This is a genomic window from Psychrobacter sp. CX5, from assembly GCF_057621535.2.
The window spans coordinates 2090845-2116577 of the sequence record NZ_CM177735.1; the positions used below are offsets into that span (position 1 = coordinate 2090845).

Annotated in this window: 18 protein-coding genes and 1 tRNA gene; 14 read left to right on the top strand and 5 right to left on the bottom strand. The window is 40.6% G+C overall.

Annotated features, from left to right (window positions below; genetic code table 11):
- The first annotated feature begins 53 nt into the window (after window positions 1-53).
- Entirely contained in the window at window positions 54-248 is a 195-nt protein-coding gene (locus tag AC21OG_RS08175) for a hypothetical protein (protein WP_487377684.1), read from the top strand.
- 181 nt (window positions 249-429) lie between these two features.
- On the opposite strand, the gene AC21OG_RS08180 is transcribed toward AC21OG_RS08175, so the two are convergent.
- From AC21OG_RS08180 to AC21OG_RS08190, 3 genes are all read right to left on the bottom strand, one after another.
- Window positions 430-514: transfer RNA gene (locus AC21OG_RS08180), tRNA-Leu, on the bottom strand.
- Between the two features lie 220 nt (window positions 515-734).
- Window positions 735-2768, bottom strand: coding sequence for a sigma 54-interacting transcriptional regulator (locus AC21OG_RS08185; protein WP_487377683.1), 2034 nt, complete (start codon window positions 2766-2768; stop codon window positions 735-737).
- A gap of 220 nt (window positions 2769-2988) precedes the next feature.
- Window positions 2989-4323, bottom strand: a complete 1335-nt coding sequence (locus tag AC21OG_RS08190) for a two-component system sensor histidine kinase NtrB (protein ID WP_487377682.1) — start codon at window positions 4321-4323, stop codon at window positions 2989-2991.
- Between the two features lie 954 nt (window positions 4324-5277).
- Between AC21OG_RS08190 and rimO the strand changes: the two genes are divergently transcribed.
- From rimO to AC21OG_RS08250, 12 genes are all read left to right on the top strand, one after another.
- Window positions 5278-6885 carry a 30S ribosomal protein S12 methylthiotransferase RimO gene (rimO, locus tag AC21OG_RS08195; protein ID WP_487377681.1) on the top strand — a complete coding sequence of 536 codons (1608 nt, stop codon included), beginning with the start codon at window positions 5278-5280 and terminating at the stop codon, window positions 6883-6885.
- 456 nt (window positions 6886-7341) lie between these two features.
- Window positions 7342-8067, top strand: coding sequence for a UMP kinase (gene pyrH / locus AC21OG_RS08200; RefSeq protein ID WP_486547454.1), 726 nt, complete (start codon window positions 7342-7344; stop codon window positions 8065-8067).
- Between the two features lie 233 nt (window positions 8068-8300).
- Window positions 8301-8855: a ribosome recycling factor gene (gene frr / locus AC21OG_RS08205; RefSeq protein WP_486547453.1), complete on the top strand. Its 555-nt coding sequence runs from the start codon at window positions 8301-8303 to the stop codon at window positions 8853-8855.
- Window positions 8856-9127: 272 nt separating this feature from the next.
- Window positions 9128-9823, top strand: a complete 696-nt coding sequence (gene uppS, locus AC21OG_RS08210; RefSeq protein ID WP_491185080.1) for a polyprenyl diphosphate synthase — start codon at window positions 9128-9130, stop codon at window positions 9821-9823.
- A 122-nt stretch (window positions 9824-9945) separates the two neighbouring features.
- Window positions 9946-10755, top strand: coding sequence for a phosphatidate cytidylyltransferase (locus AC21OG_RS08215; protein ID WP_487377679.1), 810 nt, complete (start codon window positions 9946-9948; stop codon window positions 10753-10755).
- Between the two features lie 169 nt (window positions 10756-10924).
- On the top strand, window positions 10925-12148 hold the full coding sequence (gene dxr / locus AC21OG_RS08220) for a 1-deoxy-D-xylulose-5-phosphate reductoisomerase (RefSeq protein WP_487377678.1): 1224 nt from the start codon (window positions 10925-10927) through the stop codon (window positions 12146-12148).
- Entirely contained in the window at window positions 12148-13557 is a 1410-nt protein-coding gene (gene rseP / locus AC21OG_RS08225; protein WP_487377724.1) for an RIP metalloprotease RseP, read from the top strand. Before dxr ends, rseP begins: the two co-directional genes overlap by 1 nt.
- A 465-nt stretch (window positions 13558-14022) precedes the next feature.
- On the top strand, window positions 14023-16485 hold the full coding sequence (gene bamA, locus AC21OG_RS08230; protein WP_487377677.1) for an outer membrane protein assembly factor BamA: 2463 nt from the start codon (window positions 14023-14025) through the stop codon (window positions 16483-16485).
- A gap of 164 nt (window positions 16486-16649) precedes the next feature.
- Window positions 16650-17756 (top strand): UDP-3-O-(3-hydroxymyristoyl)glucosamine N-acyltransferase, encoded by a 1107-nt coding sequence (gene lpxD / locus AC21OG_RS08235; protein WP_487377676.1) that lies wholly within the window; start codon window positions 16650-16652, stop codon window positions 17754-17756.
- A gap of 99 nt (window positions 17757-17855) precedes the next feature.
- Window positions 17856-18386 carry a 3-hydroxyacyl-ACP dehydratase FabZ gene (gene fabZ / locus AC21OG_RS08240; protein WP_487377675.1) on the top strand — a complete coding sequence of 177 codons (531 nt, stop codon included), beginning with the start codon at window positions 17856-17858 and terminating at the stop codon, window positions 18384-18386.
- A gap of 87 nt (window positions 18387-18473) precedes the next feature.
- On the top strand, window positions 18474-19253 hold the full coding sequence (gene lpxA, locus AC21OG_RS08245; RefSeq protein ID WP_486547447.1) for an acyl-ACP--UDP-N-acetylglucosamine O-acyltransferase: 780 nt from the start codon (window positions 18474-18476) through the stop codon (window positions 19251-19253).
- Window positions 19254-19605: 352 nt separating this feature from the next.
- Complete coding sequence (locus AC21OG_RS08250; protein ID WP_487377674.1) at window positions 19606-20967, top strand: sodium-dependent transporter; 1362 nt, start codon at window positions 19606-19608, stop codon at window positions 20965-20967.
- 145 nt (window positions 20968-21112) lie between these two features.
- On the opposite strand, the gene asd is transcribed toward AC21OG_RS08250, so the two are convergent.
- The gene (asd, locus tag AC21OG_RS08255; RefSeq protein WP_487377673.1) at window positions 21113-22258 is read right to left on the bottom strand and encodes an aspartate-semialdehyde dehydrogenase; all 1146 of its coding nucleotides are present in this window, start codon (window positions 22256-22258) and stop codon (window positions 21113-21115) included.
- Between the two features lie 691 nt (window positions 22259-22949).
- Between asd and AC21OG_RS08260 the strand changes: the two genes are divergently transcribed.
- Window positions 22950-24104 (top strand): endonuclease/exonuclease/phosphatase family protein, encoded by a 1155-nt coding sequence (locus AC21OG_RS08260; RefSeq protein ID WP_487377672.1) that lies wholly within the window; start codon window positions 22950-22952, stop codon window positions 24102-24104.
- 487 nt (window positions 24105-24591) lie between these two features.
- Here AC21OG_RS08260 and AC21OG_RS08265 read toward each other — a convergent pair whose 3' ends face one another.
- The gene (locus AC21OG_RS08265) at window positions 24592-25722 is read right to left on the bottom strand and encodes a glycosyltransferase (RefSeq protein WP_487377723.1); all 1131 of its coding nucleotides are present in this window, start codon (window positions 25720-25722) and stop codon (window positions 24592-24594) included.
- Window positions 25723-25733: the final 11 nt, after the last annotated feature.

Sequence of the window (25733 nt, forward strand, 5' to 3'; positions counted from 1 at the left end):
ATTGCCCATACTACCAATGCTACTACTGCCACTACTGCTAATAAGGATTAACCATGTTTGTTGTGATAAAAAATGATACGATTAATTTAAAAGATGTCAGTAGAATCTCGCGTCAGGGATCAGTCATCAAGTTTTACTTTATCAGCCAAAATGAACCTATCGAATTTCATTTCGATAACGAAAGTGATGCGACTGAGGTTGAATACAAGATATTTAAGAACTTAGAAGAGCAGGGTCTGATTGTTTAAGATTTATAGGTTTAGAATGTGATGATATATAGTCTAGTTTACCAGTCTTAATTACTTAAAGTGTGATCATTCATATCACTAAAAAACAAAACGCTAGGCCATAAAAAACCCGCTATAAGCGGGTTTTAATATTTGATATGAGCATAACTAATTTGATATGAGTGTAACTAACCGGATAAAATGGTGGGGCTGGAGAGACTCGAACTCTCACACCTTTCGGCGCCAGAACCTAAATCTGGTGCGTCTACCAATTCCGCCACAGCCCCATTTATTTATTTTGCATCTTATAGATGCTCACTGGGTTAGTGTGTCTCAGTGGTTGGCTATTATATAGAATTTAAATATCTTGGCAAGTCTTTTTTTGAACTTTTTTTATTTTTTTAACTGCAGATTTCAAATTAAGCTTTCAAAGACACCTTTAAAAAGAAACTATTAGAAATGCAATCGTTTCGGTAAGGCTAAAACCTTTGTTTAAATCATTAGACATCAGCTGTCTTCAATTTCAAGCAGTTTGATTTTTCGAGTTAACGTATTACGTCCCCAACCTAATAGGTCTGCAGCTTCCCCTTTTCTACCCTTACTGTGCTCTAAAGCGACGGTTATGAGAATTTTCTCAAATTCAGGCATGGCCAATTGCAATATTTCAGTTTCTCCCTGTGCCAGTGCAGCATTGGCCCATGTCTTTAATTTACTTTGCCATGTCGTGGCGGCCACCTCAGTATTAAAGTCTGACATCGAATTATCAATATGATGGGTTTTAGAATGAGTGCCAGGCGTTTGAGTTAGCCCTGATGGAACAGAGGAGGGGAAGGTTTGAGCTTCTATATGCCCCTGACGAGGGTTTGTATTGCCAATAAAGGATTGAGATTCAGCCGTGGCAGAATTGGGTAACGAATGAGGAGACTGATAGTCGGCATGACTACCCAGACGCGTATCGGACATCCTTTCTGTGAAAGGCTCAGGGTTTGCATTCTGGTTATTTGCATTATGAGTGCTTAAATGCTGAGTGTTTAAATGCTGGTTATTGACATGCTGAGCACCAAAAGAATGTTGCTCTTGATGATAGGACGGGTCCTTGGACTGAGATAAATACTGACCCGCAAATTCAGTCAAATCTGGTGGTAAATCCTCTATTGTTAAAACCTCACCAGTAGCCATAACGGTAATCCAGCGACAAGCATTTTCGAGTTGGCGTACATTACCTGGCCAACTAAAGGCCTGCATGATATGAAGCGCCTCAGGTGACAAGCGTTTCTGCTCCGTATTCATTTCTATAGCGGCTTTATTCATAAAAAAGGTGACCAATTCAGGTATGTCATCAGGTCTTGCCCTTAAGGGCGGAAGGGGAAGTCGAATGACATTTAGACGATAAAATAAGTCTTCACGGAATTTACCTTCTTTAACCAGCTGTTCTAGGTCTTGGTGGGTGGCCGCAATAATGCGTACATCAACATTGATAGGCTTCTGACCACCTACTCGAAAAAATTCTCCATTGGCAAGTACTCTTAATAAGCGTGTTTGCGTACTAAAGGGCATATCGCCAATTTCATCTAGAAATAAGGTGCCGCCATTGGCCTGCTCAAATCGGCCTTGACGCTGGGTAGTTGCCCCTGTAAAAGCCCCCTTTTCATGACCAAACAGCTCCGACTCTATAAGCTCGTGAGGTATGGCAGCCATATTTAATGCTATAAATGGCTTTTTGTGACGTGGAGAGTTTTGATGTAATGCACCCGCTACCAGCTCTTTGCCAGTGCCTGATTCACCAGTTATCAAAACGGTTATTGGAGAGGAGGCAAGACGACCAATAGCTCGAAACACCGTTTGCATCGCAGGCGATTGACCAATGATAGATGTTGATTCACTATCGCTTCGCTCAGTAGACTTAGCCGCGGGTGCTTTAGCAGGAGACGGTGAAGTTGATTTGTTTGTCTTGGTTTCTTCGCTTGATTTGGTTGCTTCGCTCGATTTTGTAGATTTTGTCTTATTTGAAGTGTCTGTCGCGCTAGTTGATGTCTGCGTGTTTAAGGGGTCAGTAGTCAAAGATGCCGCGGTTTGTTCATCATTTTCAGAAGAGGATAATACGGGTTTGGACTTATCAGTTACCTTCGGCGTGACAGAGACGGGGTTGGATCTAATGGCTTTTTTGACAATGGATACCGCATGATCGAGATCAAATGGCTTCGGTAAGTATTCAAAAGCGCCGGTATCATAGCTGTCTACAGCAGATTTTAGATCTGAATGAGCAGTCATAATAATGACGGGAAGCTCAGGGAAGTTCTTATTCATCCATTGACTAAAGGATAGTCCATCCATCATCGGCATACGAATGTCAGTTAAAATGACTTCTGGTAAGGTGGTGCGATCTTGATGTCCATTTAATATATCATTTAACTTAGCCCAAGCCCCTTTTGCATTTGAAAAAGCTTGTACTGCAAGACCTGCATCACTAAAAGTATCTTCTAAGATTAATCTTAGAGCTGGATCATCATCAATTAACCATATGCTGTTTTTAATTGTCATTATCTGAGTTCCATTTTTAGTGAGTTGAAACAATATAGTCAAAGAAGTCTAAAATGGTTACAAGGCAACCGAGTGCAAGTAGCATGTAATACGGGAGTAGACTTAACGAGGTTAACGCCGTAACCGTTTAGTAGTTCGCTGACTATAGAGAGTTTAAGTGAGCAAGGCGACATCACCATCTAGAGTTTGCTAGGTAGATATTTAAATGTTATGACTCTATTTAACGATGGCTGTTATCAAGTGGCAAATACACATTAAATTGGGTATTGCCAGGTTCAGAACTGACATCAATTGCCCCCTCATGACGGTGTATAATTTCCTGTACTAAAGCCAATCCAAGCCCTGTCCCACTGGCTCTGCCTGTCACAAGTGGAAAGAAGATGCGTTCAATAAGGTCATCTGAAATACCAGCGCCATTATCCACAACACTGACTTTAATCACTTGACGGTGATGTACGGTGCCAATGGTATATTGATGCTCAATTCGTGTGATGAGCTTTAATTGAGGGTGGTAGTCTTGCGAGAGCAGACTAGGGTCTTGCTCTAACATGGCTTCGCAGGCATTGTTGACTAAATTTAAAAATACTTGAATTAATTGATTTTTATCCGCCATTAACTCTGGTAATGATAAATCATAGTCGCGGGTGATCCGAACTTCAGGATATTGGGTCTGGGTCAATAGCAGCACGTGCTCAAGAGGTTCATGTATATTTAAGTAATGTAGGTCGGGCAATTGGTTTGATCCGAGTAACTGCTCTATTAGTTTGGTTAAGCGATCTGACTCATTGATCACAATATTGGCATAGGTGGTCAGTTTTTTGGCATCAACGCGAACCGTATGATTAGTTCCCTCACTATCAAGCGTTTCGTCAGTCGTGTCGCTTGAGTTTTGAGTTTGTTTTATTAAAAGCTGCGCTGCACCTCGGATACCTGCCAATGGGTTTTTAACTTCATGTGCGACAGAGCGTAGCATTTCACGCGAGACATCATGCTGTTCTTGTAGTCGCTGTTCTTTATCCAACCGGTTTTGACGTCCACCCTGCCAAATTTCAATTAAAAAATAAATGTCGTTTTCATACTCCACTGGAGTAACGCTATAGTGAGCGTATAAAGGGTAAATGACACCATGTATGAAGCGACTATATTCGATAAAAGGCTGTTGAAATTCTTTGGCATTATGAAACTGAATTTCAAGTTTTGAACGTGCTTCTTCAAGGAAGTCTTCTACGCTTTTACTGCAGTCTGTATCGCTATCCGCATTACTGTCCGTATTGCTGGCACAACGGTCTTGAGGATTGGTAAGACTACTGGGCTCTTTATGAGGACTGTCATGAGCAGAAGACGTAGGGTCATTTTTTACTTTCGTTTCTGTTTTACTCTCTATTTTATTAGGCATTAACACATCGATAATATTGAGTGATACCAGTCGAGATTTACTAACGGATAATAATTGCTCAGTTTGACTATTTACCCAGTGGATATTTAAGTCACTGCCTACCCAAATCACACCAGTATAGAGATTTTGTAGGACTGATAGAGCGTTTAACGGTTTCATAGTAGGTCTTTTAAAGAGAATAAATAGTAAGTCAATAAAGAGGTTATCAAGTTTATAGGTTGAATTAGGGCTTATAACATATGAGGTAATAGCTTACTCTAGGAAATTAGGAGTTACTAATGACTAAGGGTGCAAGATTAATACCAGATTTATATCAGGTTAATATCAGACAGGTATGACGCACTACGCCTAAAAAAGAAGTATAGGTTGTCATCATTGTAAATAATATGCTCATTATAGGTGCAATACTATATTATTTTGAACCTAAAAGGTGCATAGGTAGGTTAATAATGCCTTATTATGGTAGATGAATAACTTTTTTAACCTAGAATAAAAGAATTTATCTAATTAAGTGCATCAATCTTAGCGGGCACATGATCACGTTTGGCAAATGTTTAATACATTAAGTGTTATAGTTTTTGGTACCATTCATTTTTGACCAGTCGCAATTATGATGTTGGATAAATCCTATCTATAGTCAGCGAACTTATAAAGAGTCACGGTGTTGGCCTCATTAAGCCTACTCCAGTAGTACTTGCACTCGGTTGCCTTGTGACTACTTTAAAGTTCTTTGACTGTATTTAAATAGTAAGGCGATAACGAGAAGATCCTACTTTAACTATTTAAAATTAATACTGACAAATTAATACTGACAAAATAGTACTGACAAAATAGTACTAACAAACGAAAACTGAGCAATATATCAGGATGAAAAAAATATGAATAACGCTTTCGTGCTAGTATAGAGGGCATAAAATTCGTACAATGCACCAGTGATTGAAAGTGTTCGAATTTTAGCGTTCAACTGACCCTCACTTTTACAACCCTGACCCTAAGGGTATGCCTTAATCAATAAATAGGGTTCTGAACTCAATAAGTTGAATGTTTTACATCAAATCATTGTCCTCCTTTATCATCTATTTTAAATTCATTCTTATTTGAAAGTATCTATCTATGCCTAGTAATCAACCTGCGGATTCAGTCAATATTTTTGTTCCGTCACAATCAGCTCAGTCTCCATCCACGTCAGTTAATGAGGGTGCCACTGATACACAGAGGCATTCGCAAGCACCTGCTACAGAAGCGTATCATCACAAAGCCAATCACAACCAAAACCGTAGTGTGGCACAAAGTGGTCAACAGGCAAGCCACGTCAATCATTCTGACATGCCAGCGGTTTTAAATAATCAAGACTTAGCGCCAAAGGTTGGGTTTGTGTCCTTGGGGTGTCCAAAAGCATTGGTCGATAGTGAGCGCATTATTACTGAGTTGACACGGGATGGCTATCGTGTGGCGGCTGACTATCAGGGTGCTGATTTGGTCGTTGTCAATACCTGTGGCTTTATTGAGTCTGCGGTGCAAGAGTCTCTAGATGCCATTGGTGAGGCGATTAGTCAAAATGGTAAAGTTATTGTGACCGGCTGTTTAGGCAAGGATGCGGATAAAATAAGAGACATGCACCCTGCTGTATTGGCGGTGACAGGTGCACACGCCTATAATGAGGTTATTACAGCGGTGTCAAAACACGCGCCAATGCCACAAACCTTAGTCGATAAAAAAGGCTATGATCCAAAGATAGATCTGATTGATGTTGCCGGCGTGAAGCTGACACCCAGCCACTACGCTTATCTAAAAATTTCAGAGGGCTGCAATCATCGCTGCACATTCTGTATTATTCCAAGTCTACGTGGTGATTTGGTATCACGGCCTATTGATGAGGTTATGAATGAAGCTATGGCTCTTAAAAAAGCCGGTGTTAAAGAGCTGCTTATCATCTCCCAAGATACGTCAGCTTACGGTTTAGACTTAAAGTATAAAACCTCTTTTTGGAATGGCATGCCATTAAAGTCAAAGTTCTTTGATCTGTGTCAGGCATTGGCCAAAGTAGGCATTTGGGTACGTTTGCACTATGTTTACCCGTATCCTCATGTGGATAAAGTGGTAGAGCTGATGGCGAAACCAGGCGACCGTGGAGGGTTGTTGCCTTATTTGGATATACCTTTACAGCATGCAAGCCCTAGTATTCTAAAGGCAATGAAGCGACCTGCTCATAGCGAAAATACCTTAGAGCGTATTCAGAAGTGGCGGGAGATTAACCCAGATATCGTGATACGTTCTACTTTTGTCGTGGGCTTCCCAGGAGAAACCGAAGAGGATTTTGAGTATCTTTTAGACTGGTTAAAGCAGGCCAAATTAGATCGCGTGGGTTGCTTTACCTATTCTGAAATAGAAGGTGCGGTTGCCAACGAGTTGCCTAATCATGTGCCAGAGGACATCAAGCAGCAGCGCTATGATAGATTTATGGCGGTGCAGCAACAGATATCTGAGCAAAAGCTACAAGAAAAAGTAGGTAGGACCATGATGGTATTGGTTGATGAGATTGATCATGAAGATCACATCGCTATTTGCCGTAGTTATGCCGATGCGCCTGAAATTGATGGTCATGTCTATGTGGATAATATCGTTCATAATGGTCGTTTAGCCATAAAGGTAGGGGATATGATCTCTGTGACCATTGATGAAGCCAGTGACTATGATTTATTTGCATCGTTTAAGCTTTAATAACAGGCAGCCAATAACAGCTATATATTCAACAGAGCTAATGGGTTTATAGCATTTGATAAGCTGTAAAATTGATCGTAAATAATTAATGGTCTATTTAAATAGTATGACCGATACGAGGGAGCTATTAAATTAGAGCTATAAGCAGATAGCGTTTTTTGGTAAACTTTACCGAATTTAGCTTATTTATAGGATTTTATGATGGCGTGCTGTATATTCTAAGTTTAGTCTGCTGTCTAAAAAAGATAGAGCAATAACTCTATACATATCAGAAACTTTAATCAGACAATCTATAAAGGTGATATTGGTACTTAAAAATAGTCATGATATCTAAAAATATTATCGTATCAGTCATTCAAGATAGGGCTGTGAATCAAAAAGGCTGGTCTGAAATACGCTAAATTAGGGTCTAATGAACATTCAATTAATTTAACTAAAACAATAATAGGGTGTCTTATGTCTGATAAAAATCCGCAGTATTCACGTATTCTACTTAAACTATCAGGCGAAGCTTTAGCTGGTGGTCAAGGAATGGGTATCGATACCTCGGTACTTGATAAAATGAGCTTAGCCATCGCTCATCTATGCGGTCTTGGTGTGCAGGTAGGTATCGTGGTCGGTGGGGGTAATCTATATCGCGGTAGTCAGTTACAAAAAGAAGGCTTAGTAGGCCGTGTAACGGGTGATCAAATGGGTATGTTGGCTACCGTCATGAATGGTTTGGCCATGCGAGATGCCTTGGAGCGTCGTAATATCAACACACGCTTGATGTCTGCATTGCCTATTGGTGAGGTGACAGAAAGCTATAGTAGCCGTAATGCCATTCGTTATCTTAAGAACGGTGATGTTTGTATCTTTGTTGCCGGTACGGGTAACCCCTTCTTTACGACGGATACTGCAGCGTGCTTACGCGGTATTGAAATAGAAGCGGGCGTGATTTTAAAAGCCACGAAAGTTGATGGCGTATATGATAAAGACCCTAGTATCCACGACGATGCAAAAAAATATGATGCTTTAACCTTTGATGAAGTGCTTGAGCAAAAGTTAGGGGTGATGGATCTGACCGCAATTGCCTTATGTCGTGAACATAATGTACCTTTGCAAGTATTTGATATGAACAAGCCTAATTCATTATTAAACGTTATTATGGGTGAAAATGAAGGCACACGAGTGTTTCATTAAACAGTGGTTAGACATTGATCAGCCCTATGTGTGACTCTTATAAGCCCTTTTAAAGCTATTTAATACAAAGCTTTTAATACAAACCTTAGATAAAAAATTTAAGTACTAAGCTCCAGTTAAATAGCTTTAATCGTAAATAAACAGAGACATCAATTTATGCGTCGTTTAATTATCAATGACCCATAAGATAATTAAACTAAGTGACAACCATTGTAGATCTAAAGGACATAGTTATGATTAACGAGATCAAAAAAGACGGTGAAGACCGCATGAAAAAAACCCTAGAAGCGCTTGAAAATGCTTTTAGTAAAGTACGTACTGGTCGTGCTCATCCCGGTATGTTATCAAGCGTTATGGTCAACTACTATGGTGCCGATACGCCCCTCAATCAAGTGGCATCGGTCAATGTAGAAGACTCACGAACGCTATTGGTTCAGCCGTTTGAACGCTCTATGGTTCAGGCAGTTGATAAGGCCATTCGTGAAGCGGATTTGGGCTTAAATCCAATGACAGCAGATGTAATCCGCGTACCAATGCCTGCCTTAACTGAAGAGACACGCCGTGACATGCAAAAGCTGGCACGTTCTGAAGCTGAAAATAGCCGCGTTTCTATCCGTAATGTGCGACGTGATATGCTAAATGACATTAAAGAGTTGGCCAAAGAAAAAGAAATCAGCGAAGATGAAGAGCGTCGTGCCGGTGATGATATTCAAAAGCTGACTGATAAATATATCGCTTCAATCGATAGTAAACTTGATGCTAAAGAAAAAGAGCTGATGGAAGTATAAGTTTAGCATGACTGAATAGCATGGTTGCATGACTGAACGAGCGATAGTTAGCCGGCATGAAGGTGCGCAAAGATAGGTAATTAGCGTTAACCTTCATACCAATTGTCAGTAAAAGATTGGCATCAAACTGCAAATACTTACCAAAACTCACTCAAACTCAATTAGATAATCAGATTAATATATTTATGACTGAGCCACATCCCCCACAACATCCCCCACACGAGGCTCACCTTAAAGTGCCCGACGTGCTCCCTAAACATATTGCTATTATTATGGATGGCAATAATCGTTATGGCAAAGCACATAATATGCCAAAAGGGCATGGTCATATAGCGGGTAAAGAAGCACTAGATCCATTAGTAGAGTATTGTAGAGAAGTGGGCATTGAGGTCGTCACGGTTTTTGCTTTCTCAAGTGAGAACTGGCAGCGACCACCAAAAGAAGTGGCACTGTTAATGCGGTTACTATCGACGACCATTACGGAACAGATGCCGCGAATGCAAAAATATAATATTCGGCTGAGATTTATTGGGGATAGAAGCCAATTGAGTACCGAACTTCAAGAGCAAATGGCGGATGCGGAAGCAAAGACTGCGGGTCATGATGCCATGACCTTAGTTATTGCTATTAGTTATGGCGGTCAGTGGGATATTGCCAATGCGGCTCGCATACTGGCCGATCAAGTTCGACATGGCCAGTTATCGGTCGAAGATATTAATTCTGCTACTTTAGGACATCAGGTTCAGCTTGCCGATGCACCAGAGGTTGATATGCTTATTCGTACAGGTGGCGAATATAGGATATCTAATTTCTTACTCTGGCAGTCGGCATATGCAGAGTTGTTTTTTACAAAAACCTTATGGCCAGACTTCTCACCAATTGAGTTAAATGCGATGTTGTTTGAGTTCTCACAGCGGCAGAGGCGGTTTGGCATGACAAGTGAGCAAATTGAGTCACAGCCTGAGTAATCCTAGTCTTAATATCAGCTGTCTTAATATCAGTAGTCTTGATATAAGTAGTCTTGATAGTAGTCAGCATCTAAATTGAAAAGCAGTATCAATATAATCTAAACAAAAAAAGGTAACCTAGTATGTGGAGACGCATAAAAACGGCTATAATTTTGGTCATTATTGTCGGTGTCGCACTATTTGCTAGTGATACGCCTTATTTGTTAGTACCTCTACTTGCCGTTGGCGTAACCATAGCAGCACATGAGTGGACCAAGTTAATGCCAAAGTGGCAGACACCTGTGTTGTTTGTGGCATTAGTGCTTGTGCTGACCATGTTGACCCTATTATTCCCGATGTCTTGGCCCGTTTGGTGGGGATTATCAATCGTTATATGGGTGATGGCGCTGACCTGGGTTACTAAGTTTCCAACATCCACCAACTGGTACGGTAACCGCTTATCGCTGATGGGGATAATAATTCTAACCAGTGCGATTAGCGCTATGTTCTACTTATGGCAGCATTCTCCATGGTGGCTGTTGTATGTCTTCTTACTCGTATGGTGTGCTGACAGTGGCGCCTATTTTGTCGGTCGTAAATTTGGTCGACGTAAGATGTCACCCAATGTCTCGCCTAATAAAAGTGTCGAAGGTTTAATAGGCGGATTGGTTACTGGCTTGGCGGTTGTACTGGGAATAGGACTCTTTAATCTGCATTTGACAGGCAGTATGTTGCTGTTATTTATCGGGCTATCCCTCGTTACTATTTTGGCGTCGGTATTGGGAGACTTGTTCGAGTCTATGCTGAAGCGTAGGGCAGGGGTTAAGGATTCTGGGACAATATTACCTGGACATGGTGGGGTATTAGACCGTATTGATTCATTATTGTCTGCGACACCTATATTTGCCTTCGGTTTTTGGGCCTTACAACAATTAGGTTGGCTGACTTTTTAAATCTATAAATTTTAATGACAACCTATACCTAGCTATTTTCGCATAAATCAAGTCAATACTTGGTTGAAATTTGAATGTTAAACAGACCGTATATGAATCTCAAAATATGATTATTACATGAGGTTCTTAAACCAATCTAAACTTGTTTTTATCGTTTTAAAGGTAGAATATGACCCAACGCATTGCTGTACTCGGGGCAACCGGATCCATAGGTGACAGCACACTTTCAATACTGGCTGATCATCCTGAGCACTATGACGTTTATGCTTTGTCAGGTTATGGCCGATTAGATAAGTTATTGAATCTTTGTATACAATTTAAGCCTAACCGCGTATGTGTGCCTGAAACGAAGGTGGACGAGTTTGCGTTACGATTAAAACAAGCAAATCTAGACTGTGATGTCGTTGGTGGTCAGGCAGGATTAGATGATATTGCAAAAGACGATCAGGTTGATACTGTCATTGCTGCGATTGTCGGAGCGGCAGGTCTAAGCTCAACATTGATAGCTGCTAAATCAGGCAAACGTATCTTATTAGCGAATAAAGAAGCGCTCGTTATGGCAGGTAGTTTAATGATGAAGGCTGTACAGGATAGCGGCGCAACGTTATTGCCATTAGACTCAGAACATAATGCCATCTTTCAGTGTTTGCCGCCTGAGGTTCAAAAAGATAATACAGCGATTCATGATAAATACCATGGGGTGCGCAAGTTGTGGCTTACAGCGTCTGGCGGTCCTTTTTTGCATAAAACGTTGGAAGATATGCAGACTGCTAGTGTCAAGCAGGCCGTTAAGCATCCAAATTGGTCTATGGGACAAAAAATATCGGTCGATTCGGCAACGATGATGAATAAAGGTCTTGAGCTTATAGAAGCGTGTCATTTGTTTGATCTTGCAGAGTCTCATATCAATGTGGTGATTCATCCTCAAAGTATCATTCACTCTTTAGTTGAATATTGTGATGGCAGCTTTCTCGCCCAGATGGGTAGTCCTGATATGCGAACGCCTATCGCTCATGCACTGGCTTTCCCCAAGCGTATCTCGACTGCTGTGAAATCGTTAGATTTATTTGAGTTGACAGCTTTAGAGTTTTTTAAGCCTGATTTAGAGAAGTTTGCGTGTCTGAAATTGGCACGTCAGGCTATGCAGTCAGGACAAGCCGCGACAATCGTATTAAATGCGGCGAATGAAGTCGCTGTGGCGTCATTCATAAACGAGCAAGTTTCGTTAACTGACATAGCATTGATTAATGAGCGAGTTTTGGACAAGATGCTTGGACAAACTATAAACCTTGATATTCACACGCATACAATAAGCGGGTTGTATGATATTTTGATGATGGATACATTAGCTCGAAAACACGCTGAACATGAGGTAGCGGCATGTCGCAATTAATGACATTATTGCTTTTTGTTTTGGCGTTTATTGCCATCCTAGGGCCTTTAGTTGCCCTACATGAATGGGGTCATTATATCGTCGCTCGTCTATGTGGTGTCAAAGTTTTGACCTATTCAATCGGCTTTGGACCTAAGCTTGGGGGTTGGACCAGTAAAAAATCAGGTATTGATTATCGAATATCTGCACTACCTCTGGGTGGCTATGTCAAAATGCTTGACGAGCGAGAAGGGGAGGTGGCTGACAGTGAGAAACATCTGGCGTTTAACAACCAACATCCATTAAAAAAAATAGCCATTGTCGCTGCTGGGCCATTGATGAACTTTGTCATTGCCATTACTTTATTTTGGGTTTTGTTCTTAGTACCCAGTGAGCAATTAAATACGCGTATTGGCTCTGTTTTACCTGATACTCCTGCTGCTACCGCCCACGTACCTATAGGTGATAAAATAGTTGCCGTCGATGGTCATGACGTCAAAACTTGGGAAGAGGTCAATTACCGATTGGCTGACAGAATGGGCGAGACGGGCACAGTTTCGGTTACGTTGGCTAAAGCACAAAGTGACGCCACTTCTGACTCAGCGACGACGACTGTAAATCAGGTAGATGTTCCCATTTTAGACTTTATGCAAGGCCCGCAAGCTGGTCAAGATACCTTAACGAGTTTGGGGGTATTACCATGGCAACCTCGTATTGAGCCTATCGTTGGAAAGTTGACTGAGGATGGTGCTGCCATTCGTCAAGGTATGCAGGTGGGGGATAAGATTATCGCCATCGATGGTCAACCTATTGATGATTGGCTGGCGGCGACTCGAATCATACGTAACAATCCTGATAACTTTCTTAACGTTACGGTACTGCGTAAAGACGATACTGGACAGCTTAAACAGGTGGCCTTAAAAATTATGCCTCAAGCTAAAAAAGGTAACTTGGGTCAAGAGTTTGGTCAAATAGGGGCAGCGGTTAGCCCTGTTGATATTGTAGTACCTGATGACTACAAAACGATGGTATCCTACAGTCCTATCACTGCCGTTGGTAAAGCATTTGCTAAGACAGGTCAATTAGCCAGTATGACTTTAAACTCAATGGGCAAGATGATTACCGGTAAAGTTGGCTTGGATAACCTATCAGGTCCCGTGACTATTGCCGTTATCAGTAAGCAAAGTTTTGAGATAAGTTGGGAGCAAGTATTAGCTAATGCTGCTTTAATTAGCTTAAGTCTGGCGGTATTAAACTTATTGCCTATTCCTGTCTTAGATGGGGGACATTTAGTCTATTATCTCATTGAACTGATTCGAGGTAAGCCCGTTCCTGAGCACTTACAAATGATTGGGTTTAATATTGGGTTTATACTGTTAATCGGGTTTATGGTATTGGCAATTACCAATGATTTTAGCCGCTACTTTTAGCCGTTTATTTTAATTAAATTTTATATTTTAAAATAGTTTGTTATATTTAGGGCGTGTGGAACATTCGACCATGGCACTGGCGGAGACTATTTTTTAGTCAATTTGCAGTGAAATTTTTGACGCTTAGTCATTCTAAGTTAGAAAATTTCGCCATATATTGGCAAAAAAGAGTCGCGCCCCTTCGGGCTGATACTAAAATCGCCCCAGACGTTGTTACAAACCTAGCCAAGGTCTAGACATTAGCGTCAGTTTGCGCCTAGTCTGGAACGATTTTAGCTATCAGCAGTGCTAATTTGCGAATGTTCCACACGCCCTAAGCTTTTATATTTAGAAACTTATCTTTTAAACACTATATTTTAAAGTCATAAATTTTAGAGAGTTGAATTTTAGAGAGTTGAATTACGCTTAAACATTTAGATTTATCACCTCACCTTTAGCACGTTCTATGAATTACGGATTGTATGTATGCAAACGTCTTTATTTAAATTAGCCCAACTTTTGGCCGTACCTGCTTTGACAGCAATGGTCGCTGTATCGGCGCAAGCTGCTGATACCGTATTAACTGATATCGAATTTGTTGGTCTACAGCGTTTAACCCCCGAAAGCCTATACCCGCTTTTAACGACAAATGTGGGGGAGATGGTTACTGAACAGGATTTAGCAAACAGTATTCAAGCCCTATATTCGACAGGTGACTTTGCTAATATTCAAGCAAAGCAAGACAATGGACGCATTACATACTTCGTTGTCGAACGTCCTATTGTTGCCGAAGTAAACTTCGAAGGTAATAAGCTGATTCCGAAGGAAGGTCTTGAAGAAGGTCTTAAATACGCCGGTATAGCGGTCGGAGATGTGCTCAAACAGTCCACAGTACAAAATGTGGCGAATGAACTGCAACAACAGTACATCGGTCAAGGCTATTACAACAGTGACATCGAAGTCGATCAAGAGCTACTTGAGGGTAACCGAGCTAAGTTAACGATTCGCTTTATCGAAGGTAAGCCCTCAAAAGTAGTAGATATCAATGTCATTGGTAATAATCACTTTAGCGATGAAGATATTAAAGATGTGTTCGCGGTTAAAGAATCCTCGTGGACTCGTTTTTTATCCAAGTCTGATCGCTATGCTAAAGAGAAGTTAGCTGCCAGCTTAGAAAATCTTAAATCCATGTATTTAAACGAAGGCTTTGTTAACTTTAGCGTTGATAATGCTATTTTGAATATCAATGAAGACAAAGACAAAGTATTTATCGAAATTAGTGTGACTGAGGGTGAGCAGTATAAATTTGGTCAGGTAAATTTCTTAGGTAATCCAAATTATGACACTGAGCAGCTAATGAAGGATGTGGCATTTAAAGCAGGAGAGCAGTTTTCACAAGCTCAGCTTGAAGCCACCACCAACGCCCTACAAAATCATTATGGCAATGATGGTTATTATTTCGCTCAAGTACGCCCCGTTCCGCGTATCAATGAGGACACTAAAACGGTAGATATAGATTATTTTATTAACCCATCACGGCCAGTATATGTCCGACGTATTAACTTTAATGGCAATATCAAAACCGCAGACGAAGTGCTACGCCGCGAAATGCGTCAGCTTGAAGGGGCATTAACTTCGAATGAAAAAATCCAAGCATCACGCGTGCGCTTAATGCGAACGGGTTTCTTTAAAGCAGTCAACGTTGATATTAAGCCGGTTCCCAATACCCCTGACCAAGTCGATATTAACTTTACAGTAGAAGAACAGCCTTCTGGAAGCTCAACCATAGCTGCGGGTTACTCTCAAAGTGGCGGGGTTACTTTCCAGTTAGACTTTAGTCAACGTAACTTTCTAGGTACAGGTAATCGGGTGAATGCAGCGTTCTCACGTTCTGAAACTCGCGACTCCTATAGCCTTGGTTTTACCGACCCTTATTTTACTGAAAATGGTGTCTCTCAAGGAGTGAGTGCTTACTATAGAAATACCAAATATGATGATCGTAACGTTAGTAACTACATTTTGGACTCCTACGGCGCCACCTTAACTTATAGCTATCCTATTGATGAGACCAAACGAATTAGTGCGGGCTTTAACTATGACAATACCGACATCAGTGGGGGCCGCTTTATGGGGCTTGCAAACGTGCAAGACCTACTCAAAGAAGATGGTAAGATGACCGCTTATCAAGCAACTGATGATCAAGGGAATGTTACTGATGAACTTGCCAGCGCCAGTTTTAAAAATGACTATGATACCTATAACCTGTTACTAGGTTGGGATTATAGTACGCTTGATCGTCCCGTATTTCCAACAAAAGGTATGAGTCACAATGTCAATGCCACCTTAGGCTTTGGTGATCAGACCTATCAAAAGGTTGTTTATAAAGGAAATATCTATTATCCATTGGCTAAAGACTTTGTGGCGCGGGGTTATGCTAAGCTTGGCTATGGTAATGATCTGCCTTTTTATGAAAACTTCTATGCAGGGGGTTACGGCTCTGTACGAGGCTATGATTCGTCAAGCTTAGGTCCCCGCTCAAAAGTATTTAGCTATGCTGCCAATGGCGGTTTTCCAAATTATGAAGAAGTCGGTGGTAATGCTCTAGCGACCTTTGGTGCTGAGCTTATATTGCCTATGCCATTCAAAGGGGACTGGGCAGACCAAGTGCGTCCAGTACTTTTCGTTGAAGGTGGACAAGTATTTGATACCACGGATAAAGAAGACAAAACTTTCAAATTTGAAGGTGAGTATGCTAAGTATAATGAGCTATTAGATAATAAAGAAGTACCTTTATTAGAACAAGATAATGACCTCCGATATAGTGCTGGTGCTGGTATTACCTGGTTTACCCCTATCGGTCCTATTTCTTTGAGCTATGCTAAACCCTTTGGGGATAAAGAAGGCGATAAGACTGAAGAGGTCCAATTCCAGATCGGTAGTACGTTCTAAGTCATTTTATATCAGTGTTTTAAAACGGCGCCATTTACTTGTTTTATTTTTATGTGCGTGTTTAATGTCTTAATAGCTGTCGTTGATGACTGTCGTTTATGAAATAACGACTATTATCAACGACAGTTTTGTTTTAAGTAGTCTTTAATAAGGATATCCAGACAATGGCATCATCAGTTATTAATATAAGTCTTGCTGATGTTATAGCAGCAATATCGGAGCGTCAGCCAGTACTGAATCAAGCAAATATTAGCTCATCTCAGTTGCAAACTGAGATCAACGGAATTGGAAGTTTAGATGGCGCCACATCGAGCCAAGTTAGCTTTTTAACAGACGATGCGTATGCCCATGCACTTCCTGAGGCAAAAGCAGCGGTCATTATTGTCTCTGAAAAATATGTCGATGATATTCCTTCTCATAGTATTGCAATTGTCGTTAAGTCGCCCTATGTGGCTTATGCCAGTGTCTCACACCTATTTGATCCGCTGTCCGCAAATGCCGCGATTAAACCTGCCTCAAAAGATAAAAGCCAAGATAAAGCTAAATCACACACTGCTTCACACTCTTTAATTCATGAAACTGCGCAGATTGCCGACACGGCAGTGCTTGGTGACAATGTACGAGTGGGCGCTTTTTGTGTGATTGGCGACTATGTAGACATCGGGGCTGGAACCCAGCTTCATGCCCATGTGCATATTGAGGAATATGCGCATATCGGTAAGAATTGTGTCATTTATCCTCATGTCTATGTTGGTCATCGAAGCCAAATTGGCAATGCAGTACGTATCCATGCTGGTGCCAGTATCGGGTCAGAAGGTTTTGGATTTGCACCGATGTCTGATACAGCCCGTGAAGGCTGGGAGCGCATCGTACAGCTCGGCCGCGTCGTGATCGGAAATGGTGTACGTATCGGAAGTAATACCTGTATAGATCGTGGCGCCATTGATGATACGGTGATTGAAGATAATGTAATAATCGACAATTTGGTGCAAGTTGGTCATAATGTAAAAATTGGCGCTGGAACTGCCATCGCGGGTAATGCGGGAATCGCAGGAAGTGCTATTATTGGTAAGCGCTGTATGATCGGTGGCGGTGTGGGTATAGCAGGACACTTACAAATCACTGATGATGTGGTGCTGACGGGTATGACTATGGTTAGCAGATCTATCAATAGGCCGGGTGTATACTCTTCTGGAGTTACCTCAATGCCTGCTATGGATTGGCGCAGAGTGATGGTTAAGCTTAGAGCATTGGGTAAGAAAGATACTTAAAGCGTTATCAAAGTCTTTTTGATAACTCGATAGGCGAGTATGAACCAACGAGCTAATAAAATTCTTTGGCCCTGATGACTTTATATCTAAGGACAGCGCATGACTGATATCAATGAGCAAAACGCTAATAGAGAAATGACTGATGAGGACCGGCAGTTTTTACAACAGTCTGGGGTAAGCCTGCCTATGGGCTATGATCAATTAAAGCACTATCTACCGCATCGTTACCCCTTTTTCTTAGTAGATAGAGTTCTTAAATGTCGACCAAAAATAGGTATTGAAGGTTATAAAAATGTGACGCATAATGAACCTTTTTTTCAAGGTCATTTTCCTGATGAGCCTATCATGCCGGGCGTTTTGATTATTGAAGCCCTTGCTCAAATCTCTGGGGTATTAGCCTTCATCAGTGAAGGGGTAACCGCAGAGGATGGCTATCTATTTTTATTTGCTGGTGTCGATAAAGCACGATTCAAATGCCCTGTAGTACCTGGAGATAAACTGGTATTAAAGTCAGATCTTGTTTTAACAAAACGCACACTTTACAAGTTTAACACGAAGGCTTATGTCGATAATAAACTAGCTGCCAGCGCTGAGCTAATGATTATTCGTCAGGACAGAACTCCTAAATAGAACCCTCGCTATCAGTTGTATTACCTAGACTGAATTTTTTTATGTTTTTAAAAAACGTTCTACAACTAATTTCTACAGGTTGATTTAATGACACAAATACACGCCACAGCTATTATTTCTGAAAGCGCAATTATTCATCCAACGGTAGAAATAGGGCCATACTGCATTGTCGGTGACAATGTCACTATTGATGCCGGTACTAAGCTTCTTCGTCATGTGGTGGTTACCAAAAATACACGGATAGGAAAAAACAATAAGATTTTTCAGTTTGCCAGTATTGGTGAAGATTGCCAAGATCTTAAGTACAACGGGGAAGAAACTTGGCTTGAAATTGGTGATAATAATTTAATACGAGAAGCTTGTAGTTTTCATAGAGGCACTATACAAGATCAGGGTATTACCAAAATTGGCAGTCATAACTTATTTATGGTTAACACCCATATTGCCCATGATTGCGTGATCGGTGACGGTAATATTTTGGCGAATAATGCAGGTATTGCAGGCCATGTTCATATCGGTAATGGCGTTATTGTCGGCGGAAATGCAGGTGTCCATCAGTTTTGTCGAATTGATGATTTTAGCTTAGTAGGTGGGGGTAGTGTCATTCTAAAAGATGTTGCTGCTTTAACCCTGGTATCAGGCAATCCTGCTAGTTCACATGGTTTAAATATTGAGGGTATGCGCCGTAAACAATGGTCTAAAGAGACGATCAATACCTTACGTGCTGCTTATAAATTAATCTTTAAATCGGGTAAGACGACTGAGCAAGTGGTTAAAGAGTTAACCACAGATTATTTACCGAAAGAGCCGAAAATACAGTTATTCATAGATTCGCTTTTGAACAGTAATAGAGGCATCATACGTTAAAAGCAATTCTAACCCCCTAAAATTCGACAGCCATAACGATGAGTTATGGCTATTTTAGTTTTATAGACTGTGATTTAGGATGTATTTAGAGAAATTTAAGAGGGTGGTATCTTGACTTTTATAAGCTTTTGAAACAGACTACTTTGTAAATACATGTAAGTATATATTACATGAGTTAAAACGTTTAGCATGATGATTTGTTATAGATATTCTAGTAAGGCTCATAGAGAATCTGTTCAGTCGGATTATTAATGCATATTTATTTTACGTACTATTTATTTTTACGTACTATTGTGTCGTTTGATATTAAATGGAAATAATTTTATAAGCCTTTGATGGCTGGAGGATTAAAATGTCAAAAAAACATCATCACGCTCAATGGGGATCAAGAGTAGGCTTTATTATGGCCGCCGTTGGTTCTGCAGTTGGGTTAGGGAATATCTGGAAGTTTCCTTATATGGTGGGCGAGAGCGGTGGTTCTGCCTTCGTATTGGCTTATTTAATTTGTATTGCTTTAATCGGTTTTCCAATTCTGGTTGCCGAATGGATGATTGGTCGTCGTGGTCAGAAAAATCCAATGGATTCGTTCTCTGATGTTGCCGCCAGTGAAGAAAAAAGCCGCAGTTGGGCAATCGTAGGTGTGGTAGGTATATTAGCTGCATTTTTCATTTTGTCATTCTATAGTGTCATTGGTGGTTGGGCGCTAAACTATATGACTAAGTTGGCATCAGGTGAGTTTAGCGGTTTAGATAGCGGCGCCGTTGAAAACATATTTAATAGTATGTTGGCTTCTCCAACGACTTTGACCCTTTGGCATACTATTTTTATGATTGTCACAGCCGGTATTGTTGCGTTAGGTGTTACCAGTGGTATCGAAAGAGCTGCAAAAGTAATGATACCCTTATTGGCCATCATATTATTTGTCATCGTCGGTTACAATGTCATGAACGGCGGCTTCTTAGAAGCTTTGGCTTATCTTTTCTCACCTGATGTCTCAAAGCTTGTGGGTGAAGGGTCATCTGAAATCATTTTATCTGCGTTAGGTCATGCTTTCTTTACCCTATCATTGGGTATGGGCATCATGGTTACTTACGGCTCTTATTTGGGTAGCAATATTAGTCTACTCAGTATGGCACGTACCGTGGTTATTTTAGATACGGTTATTGCATTAGTAGCAGGTCTTGCTATTTTTCCGATTATATTTAGTAACGGTATGGATCCAGCAGCTGGACCTGGTTTGATATTTGTTAGCTTGCCGATTGCTTTCGGTAGTATGACGGCAGGGGCTATATTAGGTACGTTGTTCTTCTTATTAATTACGTTTGCCGCTTTGACATCTTCAATATCTTTAATTGAACCGTCAATTGAATTTTTAGAAGAGCGTACTTCCATGAATAGAACGGCTTCTGTTATTGTTGCCAGTGTTGCTATTTGGATGCTTGGTATCGCCGCATTATTGTCGTTCAATATGTGGTCTGAGGTAATGATATTTGGTAATAATATTTTCGACTTCTTAGATAAGCTCACTAGTAAGTTTATGCTACCATTGGCCGGTCTAGCAGCCATAGTCTTTGTTGGCTGGGTAATGACACAGGACAGAGTCCGTCAAGAGCTTGGGTTGTCAGGGGGTAGTTGGAGCCTATGGCAGATTATCGCCAAGTTTGTCGCGCCTATTGGTGTCATCATCGTATTTATCAATAGCTTGTTGAACTAATATAGTGGTAAATACGCTGGCCAGATAAACTAAAGCTACATAAAAAGCTAGATATAAAAAACCCTCAGCTTGTTCACAAGCTGAGGGTTTTATTTATTTAACTATGATAATAAAGAAAAGTTCTTTAAATATGTTCGCCTATATATTAGGCTTTAGAGCTTTGAATGATATTCAGCATACGGCGTAATGGTTCTGCCGCTCCCCACAGTAGCTGATCGCCTACGGTAAAGGCAGCAAGATACTCAGGCCCCATGTTTAATTTACGTAGACGTCCTAGGGCAACTGTCAACGTACCTGTCACTGCTACAGGCGTTAGACGCTGCATAGCGGCTTCTTTATCGTCTTCAACGAAGTCTAACCACTGATTACCACTGTTTCTTAATGCCGCTTCAATGTCTTCTAAAGGGATATCTTTATTCAGCTTAATGGTCAAACCCTGAGCATGACAGCGCATAGAACCCACTCGTACACAGATACCATCGATAGGGATGATGTCAGCGCCTGTATTGTTTAGAATTTTATTAGTTTCAACGCCGCCTTTCCACTCCTCACGAGATTGTTTGTTTTCAAGCTGGCTATCAATATAGGGAATTAAGCTGCCGGCTAGAGGGGCGCCAAAGTATTTAGTCGGAAACTCATCACTACGCTGAGCCTCTGCAATTTTTTTATCAATGTCTAAAATAGCGCTGGCAGGGTCTGCAAGCTCATCAGCAACAGTATCATGCAGCATGCCCATACCATTGATAAGCTCACGCATATTGTTAGCACCAGAACCACTGGCTGCTTGATAAGTCATGGCAGACACCCATTCAACCCAACCACGGTTAAATAACTCACCAATTGCCATTAGCATTAAAGAGACTGTACAGTTACCACCGATAAAATCCTTGATACCGTTTTGCAAGGCATTGTCGATAACCGGACGGTTTACGGGGTCCAAGATAATAACGCTATTGTCTTGCATACGCAGAGTACTAGCAGCATCTATCCAATAGCCGTCCCAACCAGAGTCACGAAGTGGACCATGAACAGCAGAAGTGTAGTCGCCGCCTTGACACGTGATAATAATGTCGCAAGCACTAAGAGCTTCGATATCATGAGCATCTTTAAGTTTATCACTAGTCTCAGTGTGTTTGACACCTTCGAATGTAGGCGCATCGCCCCCCGCATTACTGGTAGAAAAGAAAATAGGTGTAATGTTTGCAAAATCACTTTCTTCTACCATGCGCTGCATCAGCACAGAGCCGACCATACCTCGCCATCCAACAAGACCTACTTTTAATTGACTCATGAAAATACCCCTTGTGTATTCAACTGGAATTATTTATGTAACAATACTTACCCTAATAAATATTTTGCTTTAGTATTTATAGTCAGCGAACTACTAAACGGTTACAGTGTTAACCTCTTTAAGCCTACTAGAGTAGTACTTGCGTTCGGTTGCCTCGTAACCATTTTAGACTTCTTTGACTAAACAAAAGCAGCTCTTAGCTTGCAAATCTTTATTAAAAACAATCTATTAATTAAGTCAGTCAAAGCGTTTTAAAAATAAGTTAAACAACGCTGTAACAACTTAAAACGCGATAACCTTTGCCAAAGGTTAAGTGTTATTGTCGTGCCTTTTGACCTACGTTTATGAGCAGTAAGTTTTACGGCGTTTTAAATCGTTTTAGATCGTTTTTATATATAATAGCTTGTTCGATATGATCAGTTAGACAATCACTAAGACGACTACTTATACAATTACTTATATGATCTTAATTATCATAACTCAGCATGACATAAAAGATTATTTATTAGAATAATAATGGGTTAAAAGGTTAAAAAACCAATAATTTATGCGTAACTCATTTTATTTATGCATAACTAATTACCATGCCTTTTTATACAATAAAAAGCAATAGTTAAATCCAATAATTTAAGATTTTTTTTATAAGACGCCATTCGCTTTTATTTATTTATCCTATAAGTTGACCATACATATGCTAGATATTATCTATCTCATTATCCAAATATTAGCAGGCTTAGTTATTTTTGTCAGTGCGTGGGGTTTGTTGCCTTTGGATAACTGGTGGGTACGCGGGGTAGACTTTCCGAGAATTCAGATAGTGGTATTGGGTCTGGTAGCATTAATAGGGCTGTGTTTATTAACGCCGCATTGGGACTTATGGCAAGTCATACTAATAATTAGTTTAATTGTCTCTATTGGCTATCAAATGCTAATGGTACTGCCCTATACGAGAGTATGGAAAAAAGAGGTGAGACAGGCATCGCCTATACCAAATTCGGTACAGGTGAAGCTTATGGTCTCAAACGTACTCACCCCAAATGATAATACGCAAGCATTGGTCGATTTAGTCACTCAGAAACAGCCCGATATTTTGATAACTTTGGAATCCGATCAAAAGTGGCAAGATGCCTTAAGCGCTATTGAGGCCGACTACCCTTATACTGTAAAAGTACCTTTAGACAATCTATATGGTATGCATTTGTATTCTAAGTTTAAGCTCATAGACCCCGAAGTAAAATATTTGCTTATTGACGATATACCCTCCATTCATACCCAGTTGAGGTTACCAAACGACGAGGTTATTTGGCTCTATTGTTTGCATCCGATGCCGCCAAGCCCAACCGAAGCAGATAAGTCGACCACTCGTGATGCTGAGCTACTCATGGTAGGTCGTCATATCAATATCAATAATCAAGTGGCTATCTTAGCGGGTGATTTGAACGATGTGGCGTGGTCAAAAACCACCAAAATGTTTAGACGGGTATCTGGATTACTCGATCCACGTATTGGTCGCTTCTTTATTAACACCTTTCATGCCGATTATCCATTTCTACGATGGGCCTTGGACCATATTTTCCATAGTCCATGCTTTACGTTAGTGGATATTGAAAGATTGCCGTCCATTGGTTCAGATCACTTCCCAGTGATGACCACGTTACAGTATGAGCGCTGTGCGCACGCAGAACAAGTAGGCAATGCGCCTGAACCATCAATCCAAGACAAAGAAGCCACGGTTGCTAAAATTGAAGAGGGTAAAGAAGAAGGTATTAAAATGTCAATAGAACGGGCGGACAGTCGGCAAGATCAAAACCCTATACATACCGACTCTATTACCCCAAGTGTATAGACTTATATTCATTCTCATAAGCACCACTCTAAAATAATGCACACTCAATAATAATACATTAATAATCAATCGAGCTGAGCACATCATGTAAGCATATGCTTACGTTAAAATGGGTTTTTGCCTGCTAGGCACGGACAAGGTTTCAACATACAATGGGCACATCAACACAAGGATAGCATGGATAGCAGTGTTGATTGGTAAAACGTAAATAACTGAAAGGATTTTCAGTACCTCGTTTGATTTACCTTATTGCCCTATAGAGTAATTCAAGCAAGCGTTACGTTTTATTAAAAGCTTAGGATGAGCTTAACAAGGAAATAATAATAAGTCATGCCCCTAAACCCAAGTCTCTGCCCTAGACTTGGGTTTTTTCTTTTTTTATATAGCCGGAGAACGACTAAACGGTTTCAGTGTTAACCTCGTTAAGATAGATTGTTTTATAGAAAAGGTATTATAGTAATGAGGTAGTAAACGAGTCATTCAAAGTTCATTGAAGAGTAGTCCCGTTAGACACCGTATCATATACCTCTAAAGTTTCATCGATCATTTGCTGCATGGTAAATTTGTCGGTAATTGAAGGGCGCATCACATTCTCTAATTGAACACGTATGACCTTGCACAATGCAAAAGCGTTGTATTCTTTAACCAATCCTTGTGGATATAAGGGTTGTAAAATCTCACTAAAAGCCGCTTTATCCCAGCCAACGACAGGCGTCCCTAAATGGATGGCTTGTAACACGTTAATGCCGATGGACTCAGGCTGATTCGCAAGGCCTAGCACAATATTGGTTGCGGCCAACCATTCACGCATATCATTATGCTTAGAGCCGATAAAAGTAAATCGATCTGCTAATTCAAGGGCTTTAATGCGTTGGATAAACTCTTCATGGATGATGTCTTGACGAGAATCATCATCCATAATAATGATATGTATATTAGGAAAATCCTTACTGAGGTTGCCAACAATATCAATAAGCCACTCTTGTCCATACTCCTGTCCAATAAGTGTCGGAAACAGCAGCCATTTTTTGTGTTCAAGCTCAGGATATTCAGCAAAAGTACGTCTCAGCCAATATACGGAAGGGTTGTAACGATAGGGAAAGTTACGCGTATCCACCCCACGATAAATGCGAGTTATCCTCTTTGGCGCTATTTTTACTTCTTTTAATTCATCTTCAAGGTAGTCACTAACACTATCCGACACCGTAATCACACTATCGACATTTAACAAAGCACGAGAGTAGTTATTGATTGGATAAAAACCATACATGGTTGAGACAATCTTTGGCTTTGTCCTCATTTTAAGACCGCGTAATGCCCAATATAATACCCAAGCCGGGGTGCGAGAGTGTAAGTGAATGACGTCGGGCTCATGCTTTTCAATAAGTCTGCGTAGTGCAAAGGTCTGTCTAAGCGATAGCCAAGACTTTTTTTCTAGGGAGAGCTGGTGGTAAATATTGCCATCTCGCTCAAGTCGCTTAACCAGATCATTATCTTTACTTGCTGAAGAAATAATAATGGAGGTATGACCGCGCTTCACTAACGCTCGACCAAGATGAAAAATACCACGTTCGGATTCATCGTGCTTTAAAGAGGAGAGCAAACGCATGACTTTCATATTGGCTACTG

Excerpts from the sequence above, each read along its gene's own strand:
- AC21OG_RS08175 (WP_487377684.1), top strand. The coding sequence starts at position 54 with ATGTTTGTTGTGATAAAAAATGATACGATTAATTTAAAAGATGTCAGT.
- AC21OG_RS08185 (WP_487377683.1), bottom strand. The coding sequence starts at position 2,768 with ATGACAATTAAAAACAGCATATGGTTAATTGATGATGATCCAGCTCTA.
- AC21OG_RS08190 (WP_487377682.1), bottom strand. The coding sequence starts at position 4,323 with ATGAAACCGTTAAACGCTCTATCAGTCCTACAAAATCTCTATACTGGT.
- rimO (WP_487377681.1), top strand. The coding sequence starts at position 5,278 with ATGCCTAGTAATCAACCTGCGGATTCAGTCAATATTTTTGTTCCGTCA.
- pyrH (WP_486547454.1), top strand. The coding sequence starts at position 7,342 with ATGTCTGATAAAAATCCGCAGTATTCACGTATTCTACTTAAACTATCA.
- frr (WP_486547453.1), top strand. The coding sequence starts at position 8,301 with ATGATTAACGAGATCAAAAAAGACGGTGAAGACCGCATGAAAAAAACC.
- uppS (WP_491185080.1), top strand. The coding sequence starts at position 9,128 with ATGGATGGCAATAATCGTTATGGCAAAGCACATAATATGCCAAAAGGG.
- AC21OG_RS08215 (WP_487377679.1), top strand. The coding sequence starts at position 9,946 with ATGTGGAGACGCATAAAAACGGCTATAATTTTGGTCATTATTGTCGGT.
- dxr (WP_487377678.1), top strand. The coding sequence starts at position 10,925 with ATGACCCAACGCATTGCTGTACTCGGGGCAACCGGATCCATAGGTGAC.
- rseP (WP_487377724.1), top strand. The coding sequence starts at position 12,148 with ATGACATTATTGCTTTTTGTTTTGGCGTTTATTGCCATCCTAGGGCCT.
- bamA (WP_487377677.1), top strand. The coding sequence starts at position 14,023 with ATGCAAACGTCTTTATTTAAATTAGCCCAACTTTTGGCCGTACCTGCT.
- lpxD (WP_487377676.1), top strand. The coding sequence starts at position 16,650 with ATGGCATCATCAGTTATTAATATAAGTCTTGCTGATGTTATAGCAGCA.
- fabZ (WP_487377675.1), top strand. The coding sequence starts at position 17,856 with ATGACTGATATCAATGAGCAAAACGCTAATAGAGAAATGACTGATGAG.
- lpxA (WP_486547447.1), top strand. The coding sequence starts at position 18,474 with ATGACACAAATACACGCCACAGCTATTATTTCTGAAAGCGCAATTATT.
- AC21OG_RS08250 (WP_487377674.1), top strand. The coding sequence starts at position 19,606 with ATGTCAAAAAAACATCATCACGCTCAATGGGGATCAAGAGTAGGCTTT.
- asd (WP_487377673.1), bottom strand. The coding sequence starts at position 22,258 with ATGAGTCAATTAAAAGTAGGTCTTGTTGGATGGCGAGGTATGGTCGGC.
- AC21OG_RS08260 (WP_487377672.1), top strand. The coding sequence starts at position 22,950 with ATGCTAGATATTATCTATCTCATTATCCAAATATTAGCAGGCTTAGTT.
- AC21OG_RS08265 (WP_487377723.1), bottom strand. The coding sequence starts at position 25,722 with ATGAAAGTCATGCGTTTGCTCTCCTCTTTAAAGCACGATGAATCCGAA.